We start from the raw sequence: 20,948 nt of genomic DNA on the forward strand, positions 1-20,948 counted from the left end.
TCAGCCCCTTATTCTTTAGTCTTCCCCTTTACAAGTGAACGTACGTCAAAACCTAAATCAACAATACCGAGTAAGATCATAAAGGATGATAGTGGAATGGCTAACAAAGTAGCTACCCATTTAACTCCGTTTGGCATCCCTTTTCTAGAGATAAAATAATGGATAAAAGATATTCCCTGTAGAATAAGTAACAACCATAAAATATAAGAAACATTTAATACAATGATATCTAACGTAGAACCAGCCTCAGGACGCATGAATAAATTAATGCATAACACAATCATGTAATACCATAAAATAGAGCGTGGTAATCGCATATTTTGGAACGGAGCAAATTTTGGAACATCTACCCCTAGTCGTTTTAGAGCTGGTAAATTGACTGTAATAATAATAAATGCAGCAAAAAATGCTGAAATTGTTATTGTTGCAGGCATAGTCAGTTCAATTGTTTTAAACATTGCCTCAAGCTGTTCTGGATTTATGGCTACTTGACCTGTTACATTCTTCGCAAATTCATTAGATTGCTCATAATTTTTACGTGCCATCTCTAAACTCATGCTTATGAAGTCAATTCCTGAAAGCTTTACATAGGCAATATAAACGATTGCCATCGAGAGGAGATTAGCAATCCCCGTGGACATAAATAAATAAAGCTTACTCTTCTTCAAATAAATAGCGTTACCCATAACGACACCTATTAACCCTAAAATAAAGGCAAATGGCAGCATGGATATTCCGCTCGTTATAGTGGTTAGGATACAGCCTACTATTGCTACGAGTATTGATGTGGAACGCTTGTAATTTGCGCTATACCAAGCAATCGGTAGTGGAGCGAATAATAAAGCTACTATAAAGATGAATGGTACATATGCAGAAATTAGCATTAAAATTGTAAAAAGTGCAACCATCATTGAGCCTTGTACAAGCGCTTTTGTTTGATTATTCGGCATTGAAAACCTTCCTTTTTTTCAGTCAAACTTACTACCCTTTATTGTACCATTTTTTCATAGTATTGAACAAAAATCACTTAGATCACTAAGTACATTGTCATTATTTTTTCAATTTTAATTCAGGCCTTTACCTAAGTGGCTGGTAATTCTCTTTTAACCATAACAAAAAACCAGCATACTCGATACGAATATCGTAATATGCTGGTATTCAAAATTGATGTAAGGTCAGTTACCTTAACGTCATCAATCTTATTTATCTTCTGCTACGAATGGAAGTAATCCCATGATACTAACTAATTTAACTAAATTCAACATAAATTCCGTACCCAACAATACTACCAAGAGTAATAAGTATCCTCGTCAATGTTTGGTTTCTAATCTATCCTGTAGATTTTTCTACTAGTTCTTCTTTTCTCCAGTTAACTTAGTTCTTTGTACAGTAGTATTACATCTCGATTATTTTAATTAAGCTTTAATGAAATAGAATTTGATTTTAAAGAATTTGATTCTTGAGTTACAGCAATATCTTGTTGTTCAGAGCTTCCATCTGTATATTTTACAATGACTTTGATTATTATGTCGTCATCTATTACCAAATTGCCATCATGAGGAATTGCAATTGAATATTGATATTTATCCTGTTCATTATACTCAACTGTATAGGTATTTCCAATTTCCTTTGTACCGTTGTATATATCTGAACCAGGCGAACTTCCAATCATAAATATCTTTTCTGATAATAACCAGTCTTTGTCTGCATATTCTTTAGCTGTAAGTGTAACATCCTCTATAAACTTGCCTTTGCTAATGGTATAAGTGACTGAGTCGATATGTTCTCCACTTATATTTAGCATAAGCTTTGTAAAGATTAAATTACCTACATCTCCAGTTATATCAGTTGTACTACCTCTAGCTTCAGTTGATAATTTAAAAGTAGCTTTATCTGATGAAAGTTTGGTATTTGGCTGATTCCCATCATCACTCAATGCATAAGCTGTGATTGTAAAATTTGCGACTTGAAAGTTTCCATTATTATTGAAAAACGGAATACCTATCATAATTAACAATAGGAATCCAAATGCACAAGCTACAGAAATCCGCCTTTTAAAATTTTTCTTTTCTATAATATTGCAATTCTTTTTCACACGATTTTTCATAGTTTTTGGCATTTCAATAGTATTAACAGCTTCTTTAATCTTATCAAAGTTCATCATTCATTCTCCTTTCGATATTTTTCTCGAATAAGCTCTCTTCCACGTTGTAATCGCTTTTTAACTGCTGAAGTAGTAATGCCAAGTATTTTTGTTATTTCATCTACTTTATAGCCCTCTACATAATAAAGTAACAAGACAATCTTATGTTTATTTGGCAATCTCATAAGATGTTCAATTAAACCATAGTTTTCATCATCCTTACAATATAGTTGTAAATCATTGATATCCATATGTTTACGAATAATATTGTACCTTCTCATATTCTTGCAGCGATTTGTAGCAATAGTAATCAACCATGCTTTCTCATGTTCTGAATCGTTAAATGGTGGAGATTTAGTTAGATAGGTAATAAAAGTGTCTTGTACGACATCCTCTGCATCATTCTCATTGCATAGAATAACAAGACACATTCTAAAAAGCATATTTCCATATTTATCAACAATTCGTTCTATATCTAGTTCGTTCGACCAAACTAATTGTTGCAACATCCATCAACTCCTTTCACTTATAACACACATGAAGTTACCATTTGGTGACATTTTAAATAAAATAATTTTAGAAAATAATCTTACCTAAAAACTAATCGATGCAAAAAAATTGGAAAAATATTTTCCAATAGTCTTCTATCCGAATCTAATCTTATTATATTGTGTAATTAGAATGTCATTTTAGGTACCTATCGTTGATACTTTGCTATATCTATCGTTCTCTTAAATAAAACAAGCCCACCAAATAGGTGAGCTTGAAATAATTTTACATTTGATAATTTATTCAACCCAAGCAGAAACTGTTCCCCTGTAATATCCTCTCCAAGTGCCATTTGTAAGTTTTTCTGTTTTGTAAAGATTTATCCAACCCTTATACCAATATGATCCACTGAATGCTTCATAATAATAGGTTGCTGGTACATTGCTGTGAGTTGAATAAGTTTGAGGAGAAGGGATATCCACGTCCTTATAAAGATAGAAACCGAAAGGAGAGATTGAGTCATCTGGATAATCATCTCCTGCTAAAGATAGATTTACTTCCCCAACAATATTAGTTTCAAATTTCTCGCTTTGAACAACTTCTGCGGCATTAGTTGAACTAGTAGATGCAAAAAACATAAGTACAACAAGCATCATTGCTGCCAATTTACTTAATTTAAACATAATTTCCACTTCCACCTTAATTTGTAATTTGCACAACTATAATATATATGATAACGGTTTTTTCGTCAACGATAATTCTGAATTTTCTGAGTTATAAGGAAATAAAAACACGCCTGTTTAAGGGAAAAAGGAAACTATCTTGAAAACAATAAATAACAAATCTATGCATGAATTGACATATATTCTAGGGGGTAAATATATGTTATTGATTAGATAAAAATCATTGAGTTGCGTATGCAGCTCTTTTTTTCTTATTGAACTAACCTGGTGCTTTAGTTCAATAACGATCTTCAACAATCGTGCACGATTGTTGAATAATCCTAACTTTCCTTTATAGCAACAATATTTGAGAAACAGTATAAATAAAAAAAAGCACCACAAAGGTTATGAAAACCTTGTTGTGCTTTTATTAATAAATAAATTTTATTTATCTTCTGCTACGAATGGAAGTAATCCCATGATACGAGATACTTTGATAGCTGAAGTTAATTTACGTTGGTACTTAGCGCTAGTGCCAGTTACGCGACGTGGTAAAATTTTACCGCGCTCAGAGATGAATTTTTTTAATAAATCTACATCTTTGTAGTCGATGTGCGTAATATTGTTTGAAGTGAAGTAGCAAACTTTACGGCGTTTGCGGCCTCCGCGACGTGGTGCCATAGTGTGTCTCCTCCTTATCTTTTTTTATCATTTAGAAGCATTAGAATGGAAGATCATCCTCAGATACTTCTATTGGCCCTTTGCTATTCGCAAATGGATCCTCATCTACACGTGTATAATTCGGCTGATTCATAGGTGGTTGATTTTGCTGATACGAATCGCCGCCATAGGAACCCTGCCCTGGCATAGCGCCACTAAACTGTTGTTGTGGTTGACCACCGCCATATGACGGTTGGTTATTACCGTAAGTTTGTCCACCATATTGAGGAGCAGGAGCACCGCTACCATTACGGGGTTCTAAAAACTGTACGCTATCCGCCACGACATCTGTTGTGTATACTCGCTTACCATCTTGTCCTTCATAACTGCCTGTCTGGATACGACCTTCTACCCCAATTAAACTTCCTTTTCGCATGAAGTTCGCTAGGTTTTCAGCCTGTTTACGCCAAGCAACACAGCTAATGAAATCAGCTTCGCGTTCACCTTGTTGATTTGAGAATGCACGGTTTACAGCTACTGTAAATCTTGTAGACGCAACTCCATTCGGTGTATAACGTAGCTCAGGATCTTTTGTTAGTCTTCCAACTAATACGACACGGTTAATCATCAGAATACAACCTCCTTTTCAGCGTTTTGTAAAAAATTAATTATTAAGCTTCTTCGCGAACTGCAATGTGGCGAATGATGTCTTCGCTGATGTTAGCAAGACGTGTATACTCGTTGATTGCATCTGAAGTAGCGTTTACTTTTACGATTTGGTAGTAACCTTCGCGGAAGTCTTGAATTTCATAAGCTAAGCGGCGTTTGCCCCACTCTTTTGATTCGATGACTTCTGCACCGTTAGAAGTTAACATTTCGTTGAAACGTTCAACTAAAGCTTTCTTCGCTTCGTCTTCAATGTTCGGACGTACGATGTACATTAATTCGTATTTTCTCATCTGTTTACACCTCCTTATGGACTTAGGCTCTCCTAATTAAGGGAGCAAGGAGCAAGTAATTAATTATTACTCACATCAATGAATTGTAACATATAGGTACATGTCTTTCAAGTCACAAACTAATAATTCGTTATATAATGGCAGTATATTTCATTATCTATGAAAGGAGTGCCTTCATGTTAACCAACGATAAGGAGCCTATCGTTATCGAATTAGATTTAAAGAAGTTAATGATCGACAATTTTGTGATTACAAGTGGTCTTGTCATATTATTTATTGCCATTCAATATATTTGCTTTAAAGATTTCCATTTTTCTTTTTGGAAGATGATTGGTGGCACAGCACTATTTGTTGTGCTGTATATAATTTTTATTATCCTACACGAGGCTTGTCATTTAATTGGCTTTATGATTTTTGGCAGAGTTCCCTTTAAAGCTTTAAAATATGGCATAAATTTAGAGCAAGGTATTGCCTATGCAACTACTGAGCAACCTCTCCCCAACCATGCTATGAAAAAAGCTTTATTACTGCCATTCTGGACGACTGGAGTACTTCCAACCATTGTTGGGTTTTATCTTAACAGTACTGTTTTAATATTGATAGGGGCGGTGTTAATAGCTGGAGCTGTAGGCGATTTTGCCATGTATAAAGAGCTACGTAAATATCCACGTAATGCTATCGTACAGGATGATCCTAAATTACCAAAGCTGTATGTTTATCTATTGCAGGAAAAGGATCATCATTAAAATAAGACTACATAATTAAATAGAATCTGTAGATTAGAAATGAACAACTACAGATTCTATTTATACTTTAAGGAGTTAAAAATCCATGCTGGGCTGCTGTATATAAATTTCTCCAAATACGGTTAATCGTAGATGTTTCTGTAATAGCATCCATACCAAGACAGCGTATTAAATTATTCGCTATCTCTAAGCAAGCAGCAGCTATATCCTTAGCCAATTGAGTAAATTGTGATAATTCCTCTTCCGTTAATTGTTCACCTTTTTGATGCTGTTGCCAAAAGACAGATAATGTTGCATAAAACTGTTCCTCGCATTGCTTGAAACGTTTATGCTGCTGCATCCATAAAAATTGGAAGGCTCCAATTCGCTCAGTTCTGCTTCCATCATGATTTCGTTGCTTCATTAAAGCAAAAGCTTCTTCTAAAAAATTCTCTGTCATCCCAAGACAAACGCCTAAAAAAGAAGCCTGTGCAAAAGTGGTAAATGGAAAGCTATGTACTGAATTGCCATAATCATTTCTGATGACCCCTAATTGAAAAGTAGCTTCCTGTGGCACCCAAACATTGTTTACACGGATTGTATGACTAGCTGTTGCCTTTAAACCCATTGCAGACCAATCATTTAAAATCTCTACATCATGTGGATTTACTGAGCAGCTAATAATTTTTTCGGTTTTGATACCATCTTCTTCAATTAAACAATTCATCGTAAATGTTGAAGCATAGTTAGAACCACTGCAATACTTCCATTGCCCTGTTACATAATAGCCACCAATTGTTTTTACAGCTATCCCTGTTGGATATCCACTACCTGCTATAACTGCTTCTTTAGGAGAATAGATTTTTTCACAAATTTCCTTATTGAATGTTGGAATAAATGCGTTTCCACCTGTACCAATAGTAATGAGCCATCCGAAATTGCCATCAAGCGCAGACATCTGCTGAAATATCTTTACACCTTCTACTAAATCTAAATCCTTACCACCTAATTCTCTTGGAGTGAACAATTTGAATAATCGTTGTTCATAAATATAATCTAAGACATCTTGTGGTAGCATCCCCAGTTGCTCAAACTCTAAACCACGTTCCTTAATTTGCACAGGATTCATTCATAAGTCGCCTCCATACATTAAAAATTCTGATAACTAAGCAATCGAAAAAGGGCAACCATTTTAGATTGCCCTTGTAAGTTTTTTATACATTAAAGCGGAATAACATAATATCGCCATCTTGTACTTCATATTCTTTACCTTCAAGACGTACTTTACCAGCTTCCTTAGCCGCTGCTTGCGAACCTGCCTCAAGAAGATCATCATATGCCACTGTTTCTGCACGAATAAAGCCGCGCTCAAAGTCAGTATGAATAATACCTGCACATTGAGGTGCCTTCATTCCTTTACGGAACGTCCAGGCACGTACCTCTTGTACACCTGCAGTGAAGTAAGTAGCTAGTCCTAATAAGTCATAAGAAGTACGAATTAGTTGATCTAAACCAGATTCTTTAATTCCTAATTCTTCTAAGAACATAGCTTTTTCTTCATCATCTAACTCAGAAATTTCTTCTTCGATTTTTGCACAAATAGTAATGACCTGTGCACCTTCAGCGGATGCATACTCACGTACTTTTTTCACATACTCGTTGTTGTCTGCATCTGCTACTTCATCTTCTGAAACGTTTGCTACATAAAGCATTGGTTTAATTGTTAGCAGATGAAGACCTTTAATTACCTTTAATTCATCATCTGATAGCTCAGCTGCTCTAGCTGGTTTACCGTTTTCTAGTTGCTCTTTAATTTTCAGAAGCACTGGCTCCTCTATCATAGCCTCTTTATCTTTTTGTTTCGCCATTTTGCTAACTCGTTGTAAACGTTTATCCACAGATTCTAAGTCAGCTAGTGCAAGCTCTAGATTAATCACTTCAATATCGTCAATTGGATCTACTGCACCAGAAACGTGAGTAATGTTTTCGTCTACAAAACAACGTACTACTTGACAAATTGCGTCTACTTCACGAATATGAGCTAGGAACTTATTTCCTAATCCTTCACCCTTAGAAGCACCTTTAACAATTCCAGCGATATCTGTAAATTCAAATGCAGTTGGCACAGTTTTTTTCGGTACCACTAATTCTGTTAATTTATCTAAACGTGCATCAGGTACTTCAACTATACCAACGTTTGGATCGATCGTTGCGAATGGATAGTTTGCAGCCAATGCACCCGCTTTTGTTATTGCGTTAAATAATGTTGATTTCCCCACGTTAGGTAAACCAACGATTCCAGCTGTTAATGCCATGGATGGACACAACCTTTCTATACTCAGTTCAAATTTTCTCTCATATAACCTTATCTATTATATTGATTCACTCAGAAAAAGTCTAATATGCCTGATGTTACAACTCTTCCGCAGAAAATAAAACCTTTTTCATTTTTTTCTCAAATTCACGACGTGGAATCATGACACTATGCTGACATCCTTCGCATTTGATACGTACATCCGCCCCCATACGAATAATTTTCCATTTGTTGGTGCCGCATGGATGTTGTTTTTTCATTTCAACAATATCATTTAAACCAAATTTTTTTGCCTCCATCTTACACACTTCTCCCCTCATCTTTGCCATAGAACATCATTTTTGGATAGACCATTGGTATATTATTTTCTTCAAAGAGTTTCGTAATATCGCGGCGTATGGTACGTGCTACTCCATATTGTTGCTGCGGTAATGTTTCAGCAACTATACGAATGGTTACTTCTGTCCCTTTAACATTTTGCACACCTAGAAATACTGGAGCTGCAATTAATTCTTTATGCATCTTAGGCAATGTCTCTAAATACTTATTAATAATCCCTTCTGCTTTCTCAAAGTCAGCATCCGTAGCCATTTGTAAATCTATAAAAATTTTAGAGTTGTTAACAGAATAATTGACGACTTCGCCTATGGCACCATTGGGAATGATGAACTGTTCACCAGTAGCACCATTAATTTTTGTTGTGCGTAAGCCAATTTCTACAACTGTACCTTCTGCAGCATTTATTTTTATATAATCACCTACACCAAACTGGTCTTCAAAAATAATAAAGAATCCAGTAATAACATCCTTTACTAAGCTTTGAGCACCAAAACCTATTGCTAAACCAACAATTCCTGCACCCGCTAATAAACCTGCTACCTTAATATTTAAGGAAGAAAGTATACCAATGATTGCAGAGAAATAAACGACATAGGAAATCACGCTTTGTAATAATCTTGAAATTGTTCGTTGGCGTCGGTCTGAGTGGCTCAATGGTGAACGCATACGGATTAAAAATACTTTTTTAATAAATTTTTTACCTAATTTTACAGCTATCCACGATACTAATAGAATGAGCAAAATTTCTATAGATGCATCAATAACTTGTTCCCAAAGATCCTCAGATGTGAGCTTGTCCCAGTATTTTTCCATTAACTTTTTATTCTTTTCCATCATTACCACCTCTTGAATAACTTGCTAAAAATTTGCGTATACTGCATAAAAATTGAGCACTTCTAAAAATAAAAAGAAAGTGAGTTTTTTTATGAATACTATACCAAATTTGTTACTACCTTATTCCCTTCATCATGAGAGTAAAAATGCTGTTTGGCAATTAAGTACATTATTTTTAGAACATATACCGTTTCATCATGAAAGACTAATTTTTTGTTGTATTGGCAGTGACCGATGTACAGGTGATACCCTTGGGCCATTAACTGGTAGCTTTTTAAAAAAATCTGTTAGCTTTCCTTATGAAATTGTAGGTTCCTTAGAAGATCCTTTACATGCTCTAAACCTACATTCTACAATGCAACAGCTACACAATCATACTACAAAACCATTCATTATTGCGATTGATGCCTGTCTCGGCAGTGAGCAAAATGTTGGTCATATTTCAGTTCAAAGTGGACCCATCTTCCCTGGAAAAGCTGTAAAAAAAGAATTACCTCCAATTGGAGACATTTCCGTGAAAGGAATCGTCAATATTGGAGGCTTTATGGAAATGCTTGTTTTACAAAATACCAGACTTCATATTTCTTATGCAATGGCTGAAAAGCTTTCACGAGCATTATTACTGGCTGCTCATCGTTATTCACTAAAAAATGTAGAAGATAGCCACCATAACACCAACAATGACGATACCTGGCAGCAAGTTAGCAGCTTTGATCTTAGCTAAGCCTGCAATGTTTAACCCTATTGCCATAATCATAACCCCGCCAACAGCCGTCATTTCTGTAATGAACATTTGTAGTGCGGCATCAGGGATAAAGGAACTTATAACACCTGCAAAAAGAGCTATTAATCCTTGATAAACAAAGACAGGTACAGCGGATAGCAGTACACCTATACCTAAAGTAGATGCTAGAATAATGGATGTAAATCCATCTATTAATCCTTTTGTAATGAGTACATTATGATCATTACGAAGACCACTATCAAGAGCACCTATAACAGCCATTGATCCTACAACAAAAATTAGTGAGGCAGTTACAAAGCCCTCTGCTATGCTAATTTGATTTTGGTCATCCCGTTTTGTACGAAATAAACTCTCTACCCATTTACCAAGACGATTCATTTGTTTATCTAAATCTAACCACTCACCTATTACTGTACCTACCACTAAACTTACTACCAATATAATAAAATTATCACTTTCAAAGCCCATTTTTATCCCTAATAATGTGACGGCTAAACCAATAATAGAAAGGACCGTAGATTTCATAGATTCAGGGATATTTTTAAAAATCCGCCCTACTAATGATCCTGCTATAATTAACACAGCATTTATCAATGCCCCTAGTAATACCACACTTAAGCCTTCTTTCTCTCTAAAAAATAGAGAGCGCCTATTTGCTTGGCGCTCTGATTAAGTTATAGAAATATTATTTTATTCTTCCTGTATGTTTAATATTTCCAATATACGTTCTAAATCATCTTCAGAATAAAATTCAATTTCTATTTTCCCTTTATTATTTGTTTTCTTTATTTGAACATTTGTTCCAAAGTAGTCTCGTAATTGTGACTCTTTTGCAGTTACAAAGATATCTTTTTTCTTAGGAGGAATTGTTTCACGTGAAACTTCTTCATTTAAGTTTTGCACTAATAATTCAACTTGACGTACATTCAATCCTAGATTTATTACCTTATTAGCCACTTCTGATATTCTTCTTTTATTTTTTAAGCCGAGTAATGCCCGTCCCTGCCCCATCGATAAAGTTCCATCATTCATCAATTTACGTACATCTTCTGGTAATGCCAGTAGCCGAACATGATTGGCAATATGTGGTCTACTTTTTCCTAATCGTTTCGATAACTCTTCCTGTGTTAAATGTAAGTTTTCCATTAAACTCTGGTAGGCTTCTGCTTCTTCAATTACAGTTAAATCCTCACGTTGGAGGTTTTCTAAAATAGCTAGCTCCATCATTTGTGCATCAGATAGCTCTTTTATAATGACAGGAATCACCTCGAGGCCAGCTAATAGGCAAGCTCTGTAACGACGCTCCCCCGCAACAATTTCAAACTTGCGTGCTTTTTTACGCACGGCAATTGGCTGCAAAATTCCATGTTCTTTAATAGAATCAGCTAATTCTTGTAAACTTTCTTCATCGAAAATTTTACGAGGCTGAAATGGGTTCGCAACAATTAAATCTAATTGGATTTCTTCCACTTGACCACTGTGTTCTAGAGACTCTCCTGGAAATAATGCCCCAATACCCTTTCCTAGACCTTTAGCCATTTTTAATCACTTCCCTCGCCATCTCTAAATAAACTTCTGCACCTCTAGATTTTGCATCATAAGTGATGATTGGTTGACCATGACTTGGTGCCTCACTTAATCGCACATTACGAGGAATTATTGTTTTATATACTTTATCTTGGAAATACTTTTTCACTTCATCAATAACTTGCAAACCTAAGTTTGTGCGTGCATCTAGCATTGTTAATAAAACGCCATCGATGTAAAGCTGTTGATTTAAATGCTTTTGAACGAGGCGAACTGTTGATAGTAATTGACTTAACCCTTCCAATGCATAATATTCACATTGTACAGGAATAATGAGCGCATCTGAAGCTGTTAACGCATTGATTGTTAAAAGCCCTAAAGATGGTGGACAGTCAATAATTATATAATCGAAATCCTCTTTCACATTTTGTAATGCATGTTTTAAACGTACTTCTCTGGAAATAGTTGAAACCAATTCAATTTCTGCACCTGCAAGTGAGATTGTTGCTGGCACGATAGATAAATTTTCTACATTTGTTTTTTGAATGACATTTTGAACATCTTCATCATCAATGAGCACATCATAAATGCAACCCTGTATTTCTCCTTTATTAATACCAAGTCCACTTGTTGTATTCCCCTGCGGATCAGTATCAATTAAAAGCACTTTCTTACCTAAGTATGCTAGGCAAGCGCTCAAATTGACCGAAGTTGTTGTTTTACCTACGCCACCCTTTTGATTGGCGATTGCTATAATTCTACCCATTTAAAAGCACCTGCTTTCATCTATCAAAGTTTACTTTGACAAATCATTTGTAAAATCACTATTTAATCCGCTATCTAACTTTCATTCTATCAAAAAATTTGAAGAGAGTTGTATAAAATATTAAGAATATATACAAAAAAGGAGATATCTCTATTAACCTTCTGAGATATCTCCCTTGTACAGTGATAAATTTGATCACAGATTATTTTTCTAAAATAATTTATTACACTTTTTTCTTTTTAGGAATCTTCACTGTAATTTGATAGTATTCTTCTGTATCTTCTTCTTCAGTTTTCACTGTAATCCCACTTTTTGTTACCATCGTTAATGACTGTTTGATGGTATTCAAAGCAATACGTACATCTTTACTTATAGCTTTACGTTTTGGTTTAGCTTTCTTTGGAATTGATTCTTCCTGCTCATCAGCTACAGGATGTAATATAGCCTGGATTTGCTCCTCTAACTGTCGCACATTCCAATCATTTTCAATTGCTAGCTGTAAAATTTCTAGTTGCAATGGTTGATCTTTAATAGCAATTAATGCACGTGCATGTCGTTCAGATATTTTTCGCTTCAAAATAGCTTGCTGAACTTCATCTGGCAGCCTTAATAAACGTAATTTGTTGGCTACAGTGGATTGTCCTTTTCCAAGTCTTTGGGCAAGAGCTTCCTGTGTTAGCTCATGAAGCTCTAATAATTTTTGATAGGCTACCGCTTCTTCAATTGCAGTTAACTCCTCACGCTGCAAGTTCTCTATTAACGCAATAGATGCTGTTTCCTTATCAGTTAAATTACGTACAATAGCAGGGACCTCTGTCCATTGTAGCTTTTTCATCGCTCGATAACGACGCTCACCAGCGATAATTTCATATTGATTGTCTGATGTTTTACGTACAACAATTGGCTGAATCACACCATGTGTATGAATGGTTCTTGATAATTCTTCAATTTTTTCATCATCAAAAATAGTACGTGGCTGAAAACGGTTAGGTACAATTTGATCAATAGGCAACTTTATGACTTCTTCCGCTGCATGAACCGCCTCTGCTTGTTCTACTTCATTTTTCACAATAGGCTCTGTTTTACTTCCGCCTCCAAAAAAACGTGAAAAAGGACTTTTCATCCAAGTGGCACCACCTTTAAGTAACTATCTTGCTCTGTGTCATTCTATTATTATTTATTATATTTCTTTAAATGTATATAGTTCATAGATGTCTTTTGCGTGAACCATCCATAACTAGTATGTATGCTCAAAATAGAAAAAATATTTTCCACTTTGAGAAGTTTCACATGAAACACTAATTATTGAATCGGTGTTTTATTTGGTACACCTGGCTTACGCGGATATTTTTTCGGTGTTCCTTTTATTTTATCAAATATATATAAAATGCGTTCACTTTCTTCAACAGGTAGCTTGAAAGAAAATTCCTCTCTCAGTTTAACACCTAATGTTGTTAAAGCTTTTTTAGCATCCTTTAATTCTTCTGCCCCAGCTGCGGCTTTTAAAGCAACAAAATATCCCTCTTGTTTCGCTAAAGGTACACATAACTCTGCTAGAACTGATAAACGAGCTACAGCACGTGCTGTTACCACATCAAATTGTTCGCGGTATTTTAAATTTTGACCAAACTCTTCCGCTCGAGCATGTACAAAATGCATATTCTCTAATTGTAACTCATCACTTAAATGATTTAAAAAGGTAATTCTTTTATTTAAGGAGTCGACAATTGTAACTTGTAAATGTGGGAAACAGATTTTTATTGGGATACTTGGGAAACCAGCTCCTGCCCCAACATCACAAACAGTTATGACTTTTGAAAAATCAAAGTAAAATGAAGGACTAATCGAATCGAAGAAATGCTTTAAATACACGCCTTCTAAATCTGTAATGGCAGTTAAATTCATCTTTTCATTCCACTCAACAAGTAATTCAAAATACTTTTTAAATTGAGCAATCTGTATATCAGAAAGTTCGATCCCTTTCTCTTTCAGAGCCTCAATAAATTGTTGTTCGTTCATGTAAAGTCTCCTTTGTTGATCTAGCTATACAACTCCAACTAATAGTATAGCCTTAAAAATAGGAAGCGGGCACAATGGTATGCCCGCCTCTTATTTACTTTACTGTTGTTGATGATCAGCTGCTTACTTTCGCAATTTTACCTTGTTCAATATAAACAAGCAGAATTGAAATATCAGCTGGATTAACACCAGAAATACGAGAGGCTTGCGCAATAGACAGTGGTGTAACTTGTTTTAATTTTTGACGCGCTTCTGTTGCTAAACCTGAAATAGCATCGTAATCAATATTCTCAGGAATTTTTTTGTTTTCCATTTTGTGTAGTTTCTCTACCTGTTGCAATGCTTTTTCGATATAGCCTTCATATTTAAGCTGAATTTCAATTTGTTCTTTTACTTCATCCGCCAATTCAATTTCTGCCGGAATTAAAGAAGAAATTAATTCATAATGCATTTCAGGGCGTTTTAATAAATCTGCACCACGTATACCGTCTTTTAATTCACTACCACCAACAGAACGAATAACAGATTGTGTGGCTTCATTTGGCTTAATAATAACTTCACGAAGACGTGCAATTTCATTTTCAATCAGCTCTTTTTTCTCATTGAAACTAGCATATCTTTCTTGTGGAATCATCCCCATGTTATAAGCTAACTCTACTAATCGTAGATCTGCATTATCGTGACGTAATAGTAAACGATACTCTGCACGAGATGTTAATAAACGATATGGCTCATTTGTTCCTTTAGTCACTAGGTCATCGATCAAAACGCCAATATAAGCATCTGAACGGCTTAAAATTAATTCGTCTTTACCTAGTACACTAGCAGCTGCATTCATGCCCGCCATTAAGCCTTGCGCGGCAGCTTCTTCATAGCCAGATGTACCGTTAATTTGACCTGCTGTATATAAGCCTTTAATACGTTTCGTTTCTAAAGTTGGCCATAATTGTGTTGGCACAATTGAATCGTATTCAATAGCATAACCAGCACGCATCATTTCCGCATTCTCTAAGCCAGGTATAGATTTTAGTAAACGTGTTTGAACATGCTCTGGTAGGCTTGTTGACAAACCTTGAACATAAACCTCACGTGTATTGCGGCCTTCTGGCTCTAAGAAGATTTGATGTCTTGGCTTATCATTAAAACGTACAACTTTATCTTCAATAGATGGACAATAACGTGGACCTGTCCCTTTAATCATCCCTGAGTACATCGGTGAAAGATTTAAATTTGCTTCAATAATTTCATGTGTTTCAGGGCTTGTGTATGTTAACCAGCAAGGTAGCTGATCCATGATGAATTCAGTCGTTTCAAAACTAAATGCACGTGGAACATCATCTCCTGGTTGAATCTCTGTTTTGTCATAGTTTATTGTACGATTATTCACACGTGGTGGTGTACCTGTTTTAAATCGAACTAGGTCAAAACCTAGCTCTTTTAAATTATCAGCTAAGCGAATTGACGGTTGCTGGTTATTAGGACCACTTGAATATTTAATATCACCGATAATGATTTCACCACGTAGGAAAGTACCTGTTGTCACGACGACTGTTTTAGCACGATAAACGGCACCAATTTGTGTAATGACCCCTTTTACTTCCCCATCTTCAATAATTAACTCTTCAACCATCCCTTGATGGATTGTTAAGTTTGGTGTTTCCTCTAATACTCGTTTCATTTCCTGTTGATACAAAACTTTGTCCGCTTGTGCGCGCAATGCACGTACAGCTGGGCCTTTCCCTGTATTCAACATTCGCATTTGAATATGCGTTTTATCTATCACTTTCCCCATGACGCCTCCTAAAGCGTCAATCTCACGTACGACAATTCCTTTGGCAGGACCACCAATAGATGGATTACATGGCATAAATGCAATCATATCTAAATTGATTGTTAGCATTAATGTGTTAGCGCCCATTTTAGCCGCAGCATGTGCAGCTTCTGAACCTGCATGACCAGCACCAATCACAATCACATCAAACGTGCCTGCCTCATATTTTGTTGGCATGCTCGTACCTTCCTTTCTTTCTAAAAATTATTTTCCTAAACAGAACTGAGAAAATAGTTGATTGATGAGGCTTTCTTGAACAGTATCACCAATGATTTCGCCAAGTATTTCCCATGTTCTTGTTACATCAATTTGTACCATATCGACTGGTACACCATCCTGTGCAGCTGCTATTGCATCTTCTACCGTTGCTTGCGCTTGGTGCAGAAGGGCAATATGTCTTGCATTTGAAACATATGTTAAATCGCCCGCTTCGATTTGTCCCTCAAAGAATAATGCAGCAATGGCTTCTTCTAGCTCTGTAATACCTTCCTCTTGTAGCAGAGAAGTTGTTACAATGCGATGCTCACCAGCTAATTCCTTGACATGAGCCAAATCAATTTTTTGCGGTAAATCTGTTTTATTGACAATGACAATGTAATCCATCGCTTCAATTGTTTCGAATAGACGCTCATCCTCAGCAGTTAATTCATCTGCATAGTTTAATACAAACAGAATTAAATCAGCTCCACGAAGAGCTTCCCGTGAGCGTTCTACTCCAATTCGTTCAACAATATCTTCTGTTTCCCGAATACCCGCTGTATCCACTAAACGAAGTGGAACACCTCGGACATTGACGTACTCCTCTATAATATCACGAGTAGTCCCTGCAATATCTGTCACTATGGCCTTATTTTCTTGTACTAAGCTATTTAATAGTGAAGATTTCCCAACATTCGGACGACCTAAAATAACTGTTGATAATCCCTCACGTAAAATTTTTCCTTGAGAAGATGTTTGCAAAAGTTTTATAATTTCATTTTTTACCCATGTACATTTCTCTACTAATACAGGTACAGTCATTTCTTCTACATCATCATACTCTGGATAATCTATATTAACCTCTACTTGGGCTAATGTCTCTAGTAAAGCTTGGCGCAAATCACCAATAAGTCTCGATAATTTTCCATCCATTTGACCCAGAGCCACATTCATCGCACGATCTGTTTTAGCTCTTATCAAATCCATTACTGCTTCAGCCTGTGATAAATCAATACGTCCATTTAAAAAGGCACGTTTTGTGAATTCACCTGGCTCAGCTAGCCTTGCTCCATTTGTTAAAGCAAGTTGCAACACGCGTTTGACTGAAACTAATCCACCATGACAGTTTATTTCAACTACATCCTCACGTGTGAATGTTTTTGGCCCACGCATCAGCGATAGCATTACTTCCTCTACTACCTCATTAGTTTTAGGATCGACTAAATGTCCATAATGAATAGTGTGCGAATCTTTGGTTGTTAAACTTTTTCCCCCGGGTGATTTGAATATTTTATCTGCAATCGTCACAGCCTCGTCTCCACTTAAACGAACGATGGCTATGGCACCTTCACCCATCGGTGTGGATATCGCAGCAATTGTATCGAACTCCATTTAATGACCTCCTCAACGTTATCCACATGTGGATAATCAAAACCGACCAATACTTACTAACACCTTAGACTAACATATTTTCAACAAAATCTAAAGTAAGGATCATTTCCAAATGTGGATAAAATCAATTTTTCGCTAATCCTATTTTCGACAAAATTTGCTATGTTTCATTAAAAAAGGTCATTTTATCTAAAAGATAAAATGACCTTTCAAAATATATTGTCTGTATGATTATGTGAAACAGTTTAATTATTTTTTTACTGGTTCTATTACTAAATAACGATTAGGCTCGGTACCTTCTGAATACGTTTCAAGATCTAGACGATTTGCTAATTGATTATGAATTATCTTTCGTTCGTAAGACGGCATTGGTTCAAATGCCACACGTTGATTTAAGCGTAATGCTTTATCCGCCATTCGATCCGCAAGTAATTCTAAAGCTACTTGTCGACGCTCGCGATAATTTTCTACATCCAGTTTCACCATTAAGAACTGCTTTGCGCTTTTATTTAATACGAGTTGCGTTAATTGCTGTAAGGAATTTAATGTTTGACCTCGTTTCCCTATAAGCAGGGCAGCTTTCTCACTTTTGAGTTGAAATAATACATATTTCCCTTCGCGTGTCGTAGCAATTTCAAGATCATGAATAGCCAATTGTTCAGCGATACTACTTAAATAAGCCTTTGCCTCTTCAATTGGATTTGCTGAGTCTCCATCCTCATCTTGTTCTTTAACGACTTGTTGAACTTCTTCCATTTCACTTGGTTGTTCAGAAACTTGTGAACTTAGTGTTTCAACATCATCTACTACTGTTACTACCTGCAATTGAGCATTGTCGCTTTCAATTGTCGGAACCTGAACTTCTTTTACTGTTACACGTACCTCTGCAGAACGTGCACCAAAACCTAAAAATCCTTTTTTACCTTCTTGTAAAACTTCAACATCTACTTGTTCACGGGTTTTGCCAAGTTTCTGTAACGCCAATGAGATCGCTTCTTGTGTTGTTGCGCCTATTTGCGTAAGTTGTTTCACTTTTTAGCCCCTCCATTTTGAGCAGGTTGTGTTTTATCTTTATTCCAGGGTTTATAAATGTACAAGTTTTGGAAAATCGAAATAATGTTTCCGATTACCCAGTATAATGATAATGCAGCTGGTAAGGCCATACCAAAACCAATAATCATGAATGGCATAATATACATCATAATTTTCATTTGAGGATTATCCATTGCTGGTCCTGTACGTAACACGATAAATTGCATTAAGCCAGCTGTAATAGCTAATGCAGGTGCAGGATCTGCTAGCGGGAAGATAAAGAAATTCCCTAGATCAAATGTTGATGTTGCATTCATACGGCTAATTGCATGATAGAAACCAATTAAGATTGGCATTTGAATGATTACTGGTAAGCATCCTGCAAGTGGATTTACTCCAGATTCACTCATTAACTTCATCATTTCTTGCTGATATTGTTGTTGTGTCTGAGCATCCTTAGAAGCATACTTCTTTTGCAGTTCCTTCAATTTTGGTTGAATTTCTTGCATCTTTTTAGAACTCTTTGTTTGTTTGATCATCAATGGCAAAATTGCTAAACGAATAATAATCGTTACGGCAATGATCCCCCATGCATACGTACCTAGCAGATCAGCAAAGTATTTTATTGCTGATACCAACGGCCAAACAATGAATTCATTCCAGAAGCCTGTGCTATCTTTGGAAATTGGTTCATTGAATTCTGTACAACCAGAAAGTAGTAAGGCTACTGATACTAGTGACAAAATTACCCAATGTTGTTTTTTCAACCTTCTTCCCCCTACAATTCCTATTCACTTTTTCTTATTCTATATGCTTCTTTTTGTACCGACAGTTTCCTCTCACATAATCGGTTAAATAACAGTAGCCTTATCTTTATTTCAGTCCACTTTTGAGAGTCCTCGATGAAGATAAAGTTATCAGTTATTTTATCATGCCTATAACATTCACTCTACTAAATATTCTAACTACACACGCTTATTCCTAAGATAAGTTGTGAATTTTACATATTTTTAAGCGAAAACTCTCGCCAGGAATACCCCCATGCGTATAATTCTCTTACATATAATTTTATGAAAAATCACATATTATCTATTCTATTGCTAACAGTACAGGCGTAATTTCACCACTTGGTTGCATACATTACACTTTTTTCATTACCTTTGCGATTCGTAGTACATGCTGCAAACTTTGTTTCACTTCATGAAAATCCATAGTGGCCGCCGGATGTCTGGCGATAATAACATAATCCATATTCGGCTTTAGATCATCTTTTAACTCATGAATACTTTGTCGAATATAGCGTTTTACTTGGTTGCGTGTTACCGCATTCCCAAGCTTCTTACTAACTGATAAACCTACACGAAATTCCGTTTGTCCCTCTTTTACTAAAAAATAAACAACAAACTGACGATTAGCGAAAGATTTACCTTTTTTAAACACCTTTTGAAAATCATCATTCTTCTTCACTCGTTGGCGTTTTTTCATTTCTTTCACCTGCTATTAGATAATATCTTTTGATCCTCATTTCTAGGTTTACCAAAAATAAAGAAAAAAAAGACCACTGATGTGGCTCAGTGGACTTATTTTATGCTGATAAAACTTTTCTTCCTTTACGACGACGAGCAGCAAGAACTTTGCGACCGTTTTTCGTGCTCATACGTGCGCGGAAACCGTGTACTTTGCTGTGCTTACGTTTTTTTGGTTGGTAAGTACGTTTCATTTATATAGACACCTCCTGATATGAGTTGAATTTTTCAACATACAGACTCGAATATTATATAAAGTATCTAGTTATTTTGTCAATGAATTTCACAAATTTCTTTTAATCGGTCGAACTATCTATTTATTCTATTCTTAATTTTCTAGTGTTCGGCTCCCTACTTAGAAATATTTTTTCTCCATAAACATAAAAATATTTATCCACAGAGTACTTGTTTTTTTTACACAGAGTTGTGTATAGTATTTTTTGCATTATTTTTTATCCACAACAATTATCTACAGGTTTCTCACATAAGCAGTGCTTGTGGACAACTATAAAGTGCATAATTGCAAGCTATGTGGATAAGTTTCACAAACTATTGAAATAGCTTTGTTTTTCTGATACGATTACTGTGCTTCACTTTGTTGAAAACTAAAACGAACATTTTAATTATCCACAACTGTTAATATGCTGTGGATAATTTTCATCACAGCCTTTGGTTAACTTTTATCCACAACTTGTGATTATGTGGACGAGTTATAAAATGAACGTATTTACAATTCTATAAATGCGATTTTTTTTTTGTATTGAACACTGTAAAGGAGATTAGCAGC

24 protein-coding genes are annotated in these 20,948 nt (G+C 35.6%); 2 read left to right on the forward strand and 22 right to left on the reverse strand.

Annotation, left to right across the window (positions count from 1 at the left end; translation table 11 throughout):
- Positions 1–8: 8 nt before the first annotated feature.
- The 7 genes from PSR12_RS23695 to rpsF all read right to left on the reverse strand — a co-directional run bounded on the left by PSR12_RS23695 (position 9) and on the right by rpsF (position 4,913).
- Positions 9–950 (reverse strand): YybS family protein, encoded by a 942-nt coding sequence (locus PSR12_RS23695; RefSeq protein WP_221682465.1) that lies wholly within the window; start codon positions 948–950, stop codon positions 9–11.
- Positions 951–1,411: 461 nt separating this feature from the next.
- Positions 1,412–2,161, reverse strand: coding sequence for a hypothetical protein (locus PSR12_RS23700; RefSeq protein WP_221682466.1), 750 nt, complete (start codon positions 2,159–2,161; stop codon positions 1,412–1,414).
- Positions 2,161–2,652, reverse strand: coding sequence for an RNA polymerase sigma factor (locus tag PSR12_RS23705; RefSeq protein ID WP_004233363.1), 492 nt, complete (start codon positions 2,650–2,652; stop codon positions 2,161–2,163). The genes PSR12_RS23700 and PSR12_RS23705 overlap by 1 nt, the downstream gene beginning before the upstream one ends.
- Positions 2,653–2,931: 279 nt before the next feature.
- Complete coding sequence (locus PSR12_RS23710) at positions 2,932–3,315, reverse strand: hypothetical protein (protein WP_221682467.1); 384 nt, start codon at positions 3,313–3,315, stop codon at positions 2,932–2,934.
- Positions 3,316–3,738: 423 nt separating this feature from the next.
- A complete protein-coding gene (gene rpsR / locus PSR12_RS23715; RefSeq protein WP_004233359.1) occupies positions 3,739–3,975 on the reverse strand; it encodes a 30S ribosomal protein S18 in 237 nt (78 codons plus the stop codon).
- Between the two features lie 40 nt (positions 3,976–4,015).
- The gene (gene ssb / locus PSR12_RS23720; RefSeq protein ID WP_054548816.1) at positions 4,016–4,582 is read right to left on the reverse strand and encodes a single-stranded DNA-binding protein; all 567 of its coding nucleotides are present in this window, start codon (positions 4,580–4,582) and stop codon (positions 4,016–4,018) included.
- A 43-nt stretch (positions 4,583–4,625) separates the two neighbouring features.
- Positions 4,626–4,913 carry a 30S ribosomal protein S6 gene (gene rpsF / locus PSR12_RS23725; RefSeq protein WP_016992320.1) on the reverse strand — a complete coding sequence of 96 codons (288 nt, stop codon included), beginning with the start codon at positions 4,911–4,913 and terminating at the stop codon, positions 4,626–4,628.
- A gap of 176 nt (positions 4,914–5,089) precedes the next feature.
- Here rpsF and PSR12_RS23730 point away from each other — a divergent pair, with 176 nt between their 5' ends.
- On the forward strand, positions 5,090–5,659 hold the full coding sequence (locus PSR12_RS23730) for a DUF3267 domain-containing protein (RefSeq protein ID WP_221682468.1): 570 nt from the start codon (positions 5,090–5,092) through the stop codon (positions 5,657–5,659).
- A 67-nt stretch (positions 5,660–5,726) separates the two neighbouring features.
- Here the strand turns inward: PSR12_RS23730 and PSR12_RS23735 are convergent, their stop codons facing one another.
- The 4 genes from PSR12_RS23735 to PSR12_RS23750 form a co-directional block, all read right to left on the reverse strand.
- A complete protein-coding gene (locus PSR12_RS23735; RefSeq protein WP_221682469.1) occupies positions 5,727–6,767 on the reverse strand; it encodes an acyl-CoA dehydrogenase family protein in 1,041 nt (346 codons plus the stop codon).
- A gap of 85 nt (positions 6,768–6,852) precedes the next feature.
- Positions 6,853–7,953: a redox-regulated ATPase YchF gene (ychF, locus tag PSR12_RS23740; RefSeq protein ID WP_016994923.1), complete on the reverse strand. Its 1,101-nt coding sequence runs from the start codon at positions 7,951–7,953 to the stop codon at positions 6,853–6,855.
- A gap of 97 nt (positions 7,954–8,050) precedes the next feature.
- Entirely contained in the window at positions 8,051–8,251 is a 201-nt protein-coding gene (locus PSR12_RS23745) for a DUF951 domain-containing protein (protein WP_103119043.1), read from the reverse strand.
- A 1-nt stretch (position 8,252) separates the two neighbouring features.
- Positions 8,253–9,125, reverse strand: coding sequence for a mechanosensitive ion channel family protein (locus PSR12_RS23750; protein ID WP_274771079.1), 873 nt, complete (start codon positions 9,123–9,125; stop codon positions 8,253–8,255).
- 91 nt (positions 9,126–9,216) lie between these two features.
- Between PSR12_RS23750 and yyaC the strand changes: the two genes are divergently transcribed.
- Positions 9,217–9,849: a spore protease YyaC gene (gene yyaC, locus PSR12_RS23755; protein ID WP_274771081.1), complete on the forward strand. Its 633-nt coding sequence runs from the start codon at positions 9,217–9,219 to the stop codon at positions 9,847–9,849.
- Here the strand turns inward: yyaC and PSR12_RS23760 are convergent.
- From PSR12_RS23760 to rpmH, 11 genes are all read right to left on the reverse strand, one after another.
- Positions 9,769–10,482, reverse strand: a complete 714-nt coding sequence (locus PSR12_RS23760; protein ID WP_274771083.1) for a DUF554 domain-containing protein — start codon at positions 10,480–10,482, stop codon at positions 9,769–9,771. The genes yyaC and PSR12_RS23760 overlap by 81 nt on opposite strands.
- Positions 10,483–10,560: 78 nt before the next feature.
- On the reverse strand, positions 10,561–11,409 hold the full coding sequence (locus PSR12_RS23765; RefSeq protein WP_036077940.1) for a ParB/RepB/Spo0J family partition protein: 849 nt from the start codon (positions 11,407–11,409) through the stop codon (positions 10,561–10,563).
- Positions 11,402–12,163, reverse strand: coding sequence for a ParA family protein (locus PSR12_RS23770; RefSeq protein ID WP_004233325.1), 762 nt, complete (start codon positions 12,161–12,163; stop codon positions 11,402–11,404). Before PSR12_RS23770 ends, PSR12_RS23765 begins: the two co-directional genes overlap by 8 nt.
- Before the next feature lie 223 nt (positions 12,164–12,386).
- Positions 12,387–13,286: a nucleoid occlusion protein gene (gene noc / locus PSR12_RS23775; RefSeq protein ID WP_004233323.1), complete on the reverse strand. Its 900-nt coding sequence runs from the start codon at positions 13,284–13,286 to the stop codon at positions 12,387–12,389.
- A 179-nt stretch (positions 13,287–13,465) separates the two neighbouring features.
- Entirely contained in the window at positions 13,466–14,182 is a 717-nt protein-coding gene (gene rsmG, locus PSR12_RS23780; protein ID WP_004233322.1) for a 16S rRNA (guanine(527)-N(7))-methyltransferase RsmG, read from the reverse strand.
- A 115-nt stretch (positions 14,183–14,297) separates the two neighbouring features.
- The gene (gene mnmG, locus PSR12_RS23785) at positions 14,298–16,190 is read right to left on the reverse strand and encodes a tRNA uridine-5-carboxymethylaminomethyl(34) synthesis enzyme MnmG (protein ID WP_221682472.1); all 1,893 of its coding nucleotides are present in this window, start codon (positions 16,188–16,190) and stop codon (positions 14,298–14,300) included.
- 27 nt (positions 16,191–16,217) lie between these two features.
- On the reverse strand, positions 16,218–17,603 hold the full coding sequence (mnmE, locus tag PSR12_RS23790; protein WP_221682473.1) for a tRNA uridine-5-carboxymethylaminomethyl(34) synthesis GTPase MnmE: 1,386 nt from the start codon (positions 17,601–17,603) through the stop codon (positions 16,218–16,220).
- A 249-nt stretch (positions 17,604–17,852) separates the two neighbouring features.
- Positions 17,853–18,635, reverse strand: a complete 783-nt coding sequence (jag, locus tag PSR12_RS23795) for an RNA-binding cell elongation regulator Jag/EloR (protein WP_221682474.1) — start codon at positions 18,633–18,635, stop codon at positions 17,853–17,855.
- On the reverse strand, positions 18,632–19,402 hold the full coding sequence (yidC, locus tag PSR12_RS23800) for a membrane protein insertase YidC (RefSeq protein WP_025115704.1): 771 nt from the start codon (positions 19,400–19,402) through the stop codon (positions 18,632–18,634). The genes jag and yidC overlap by 4 nt, the downstream gene beginning before the upstream one ends.
- A 373-nt stretch (positions 19,403–19,775) precedes the next feature.
- On the reverse strand, positions 19,776–20,120 hold the full coding sequence (rnpA, locus tag PSR12_RS23805) for a ribonuclease P protein component (protein ID WP_004233316.1): 345 nt from the start codon (positions 20,118–20,120) through the stop codon (positions 19,776–19,778).
- Positions 20,121–20,220: 100 nt separating this feature from the next.
- Complete coding sequence (gene rpmH, locus PSR12_RS23810; RefSeq protein WP_004233310.1) at positions 20,221–20,355, reverse strand: 50S ribosomal protein L34; 135 nt, start codon at positions 20,353–20,355, stop codon at positions 20,221–20,223.
- Between the last annotated feature and the right edge of the window lie 593 nt (positions 20,356–20,948).

Source organism: Lysinibacillus sp. G01H (assembly GCF_028872195.1).
Taxonomy (GTDB): Bacteria; Bacillota; Bacilli; order Bacillales_A; family Planococcaceae; genus Lysinibacillus; species Lysinibacillus capsici.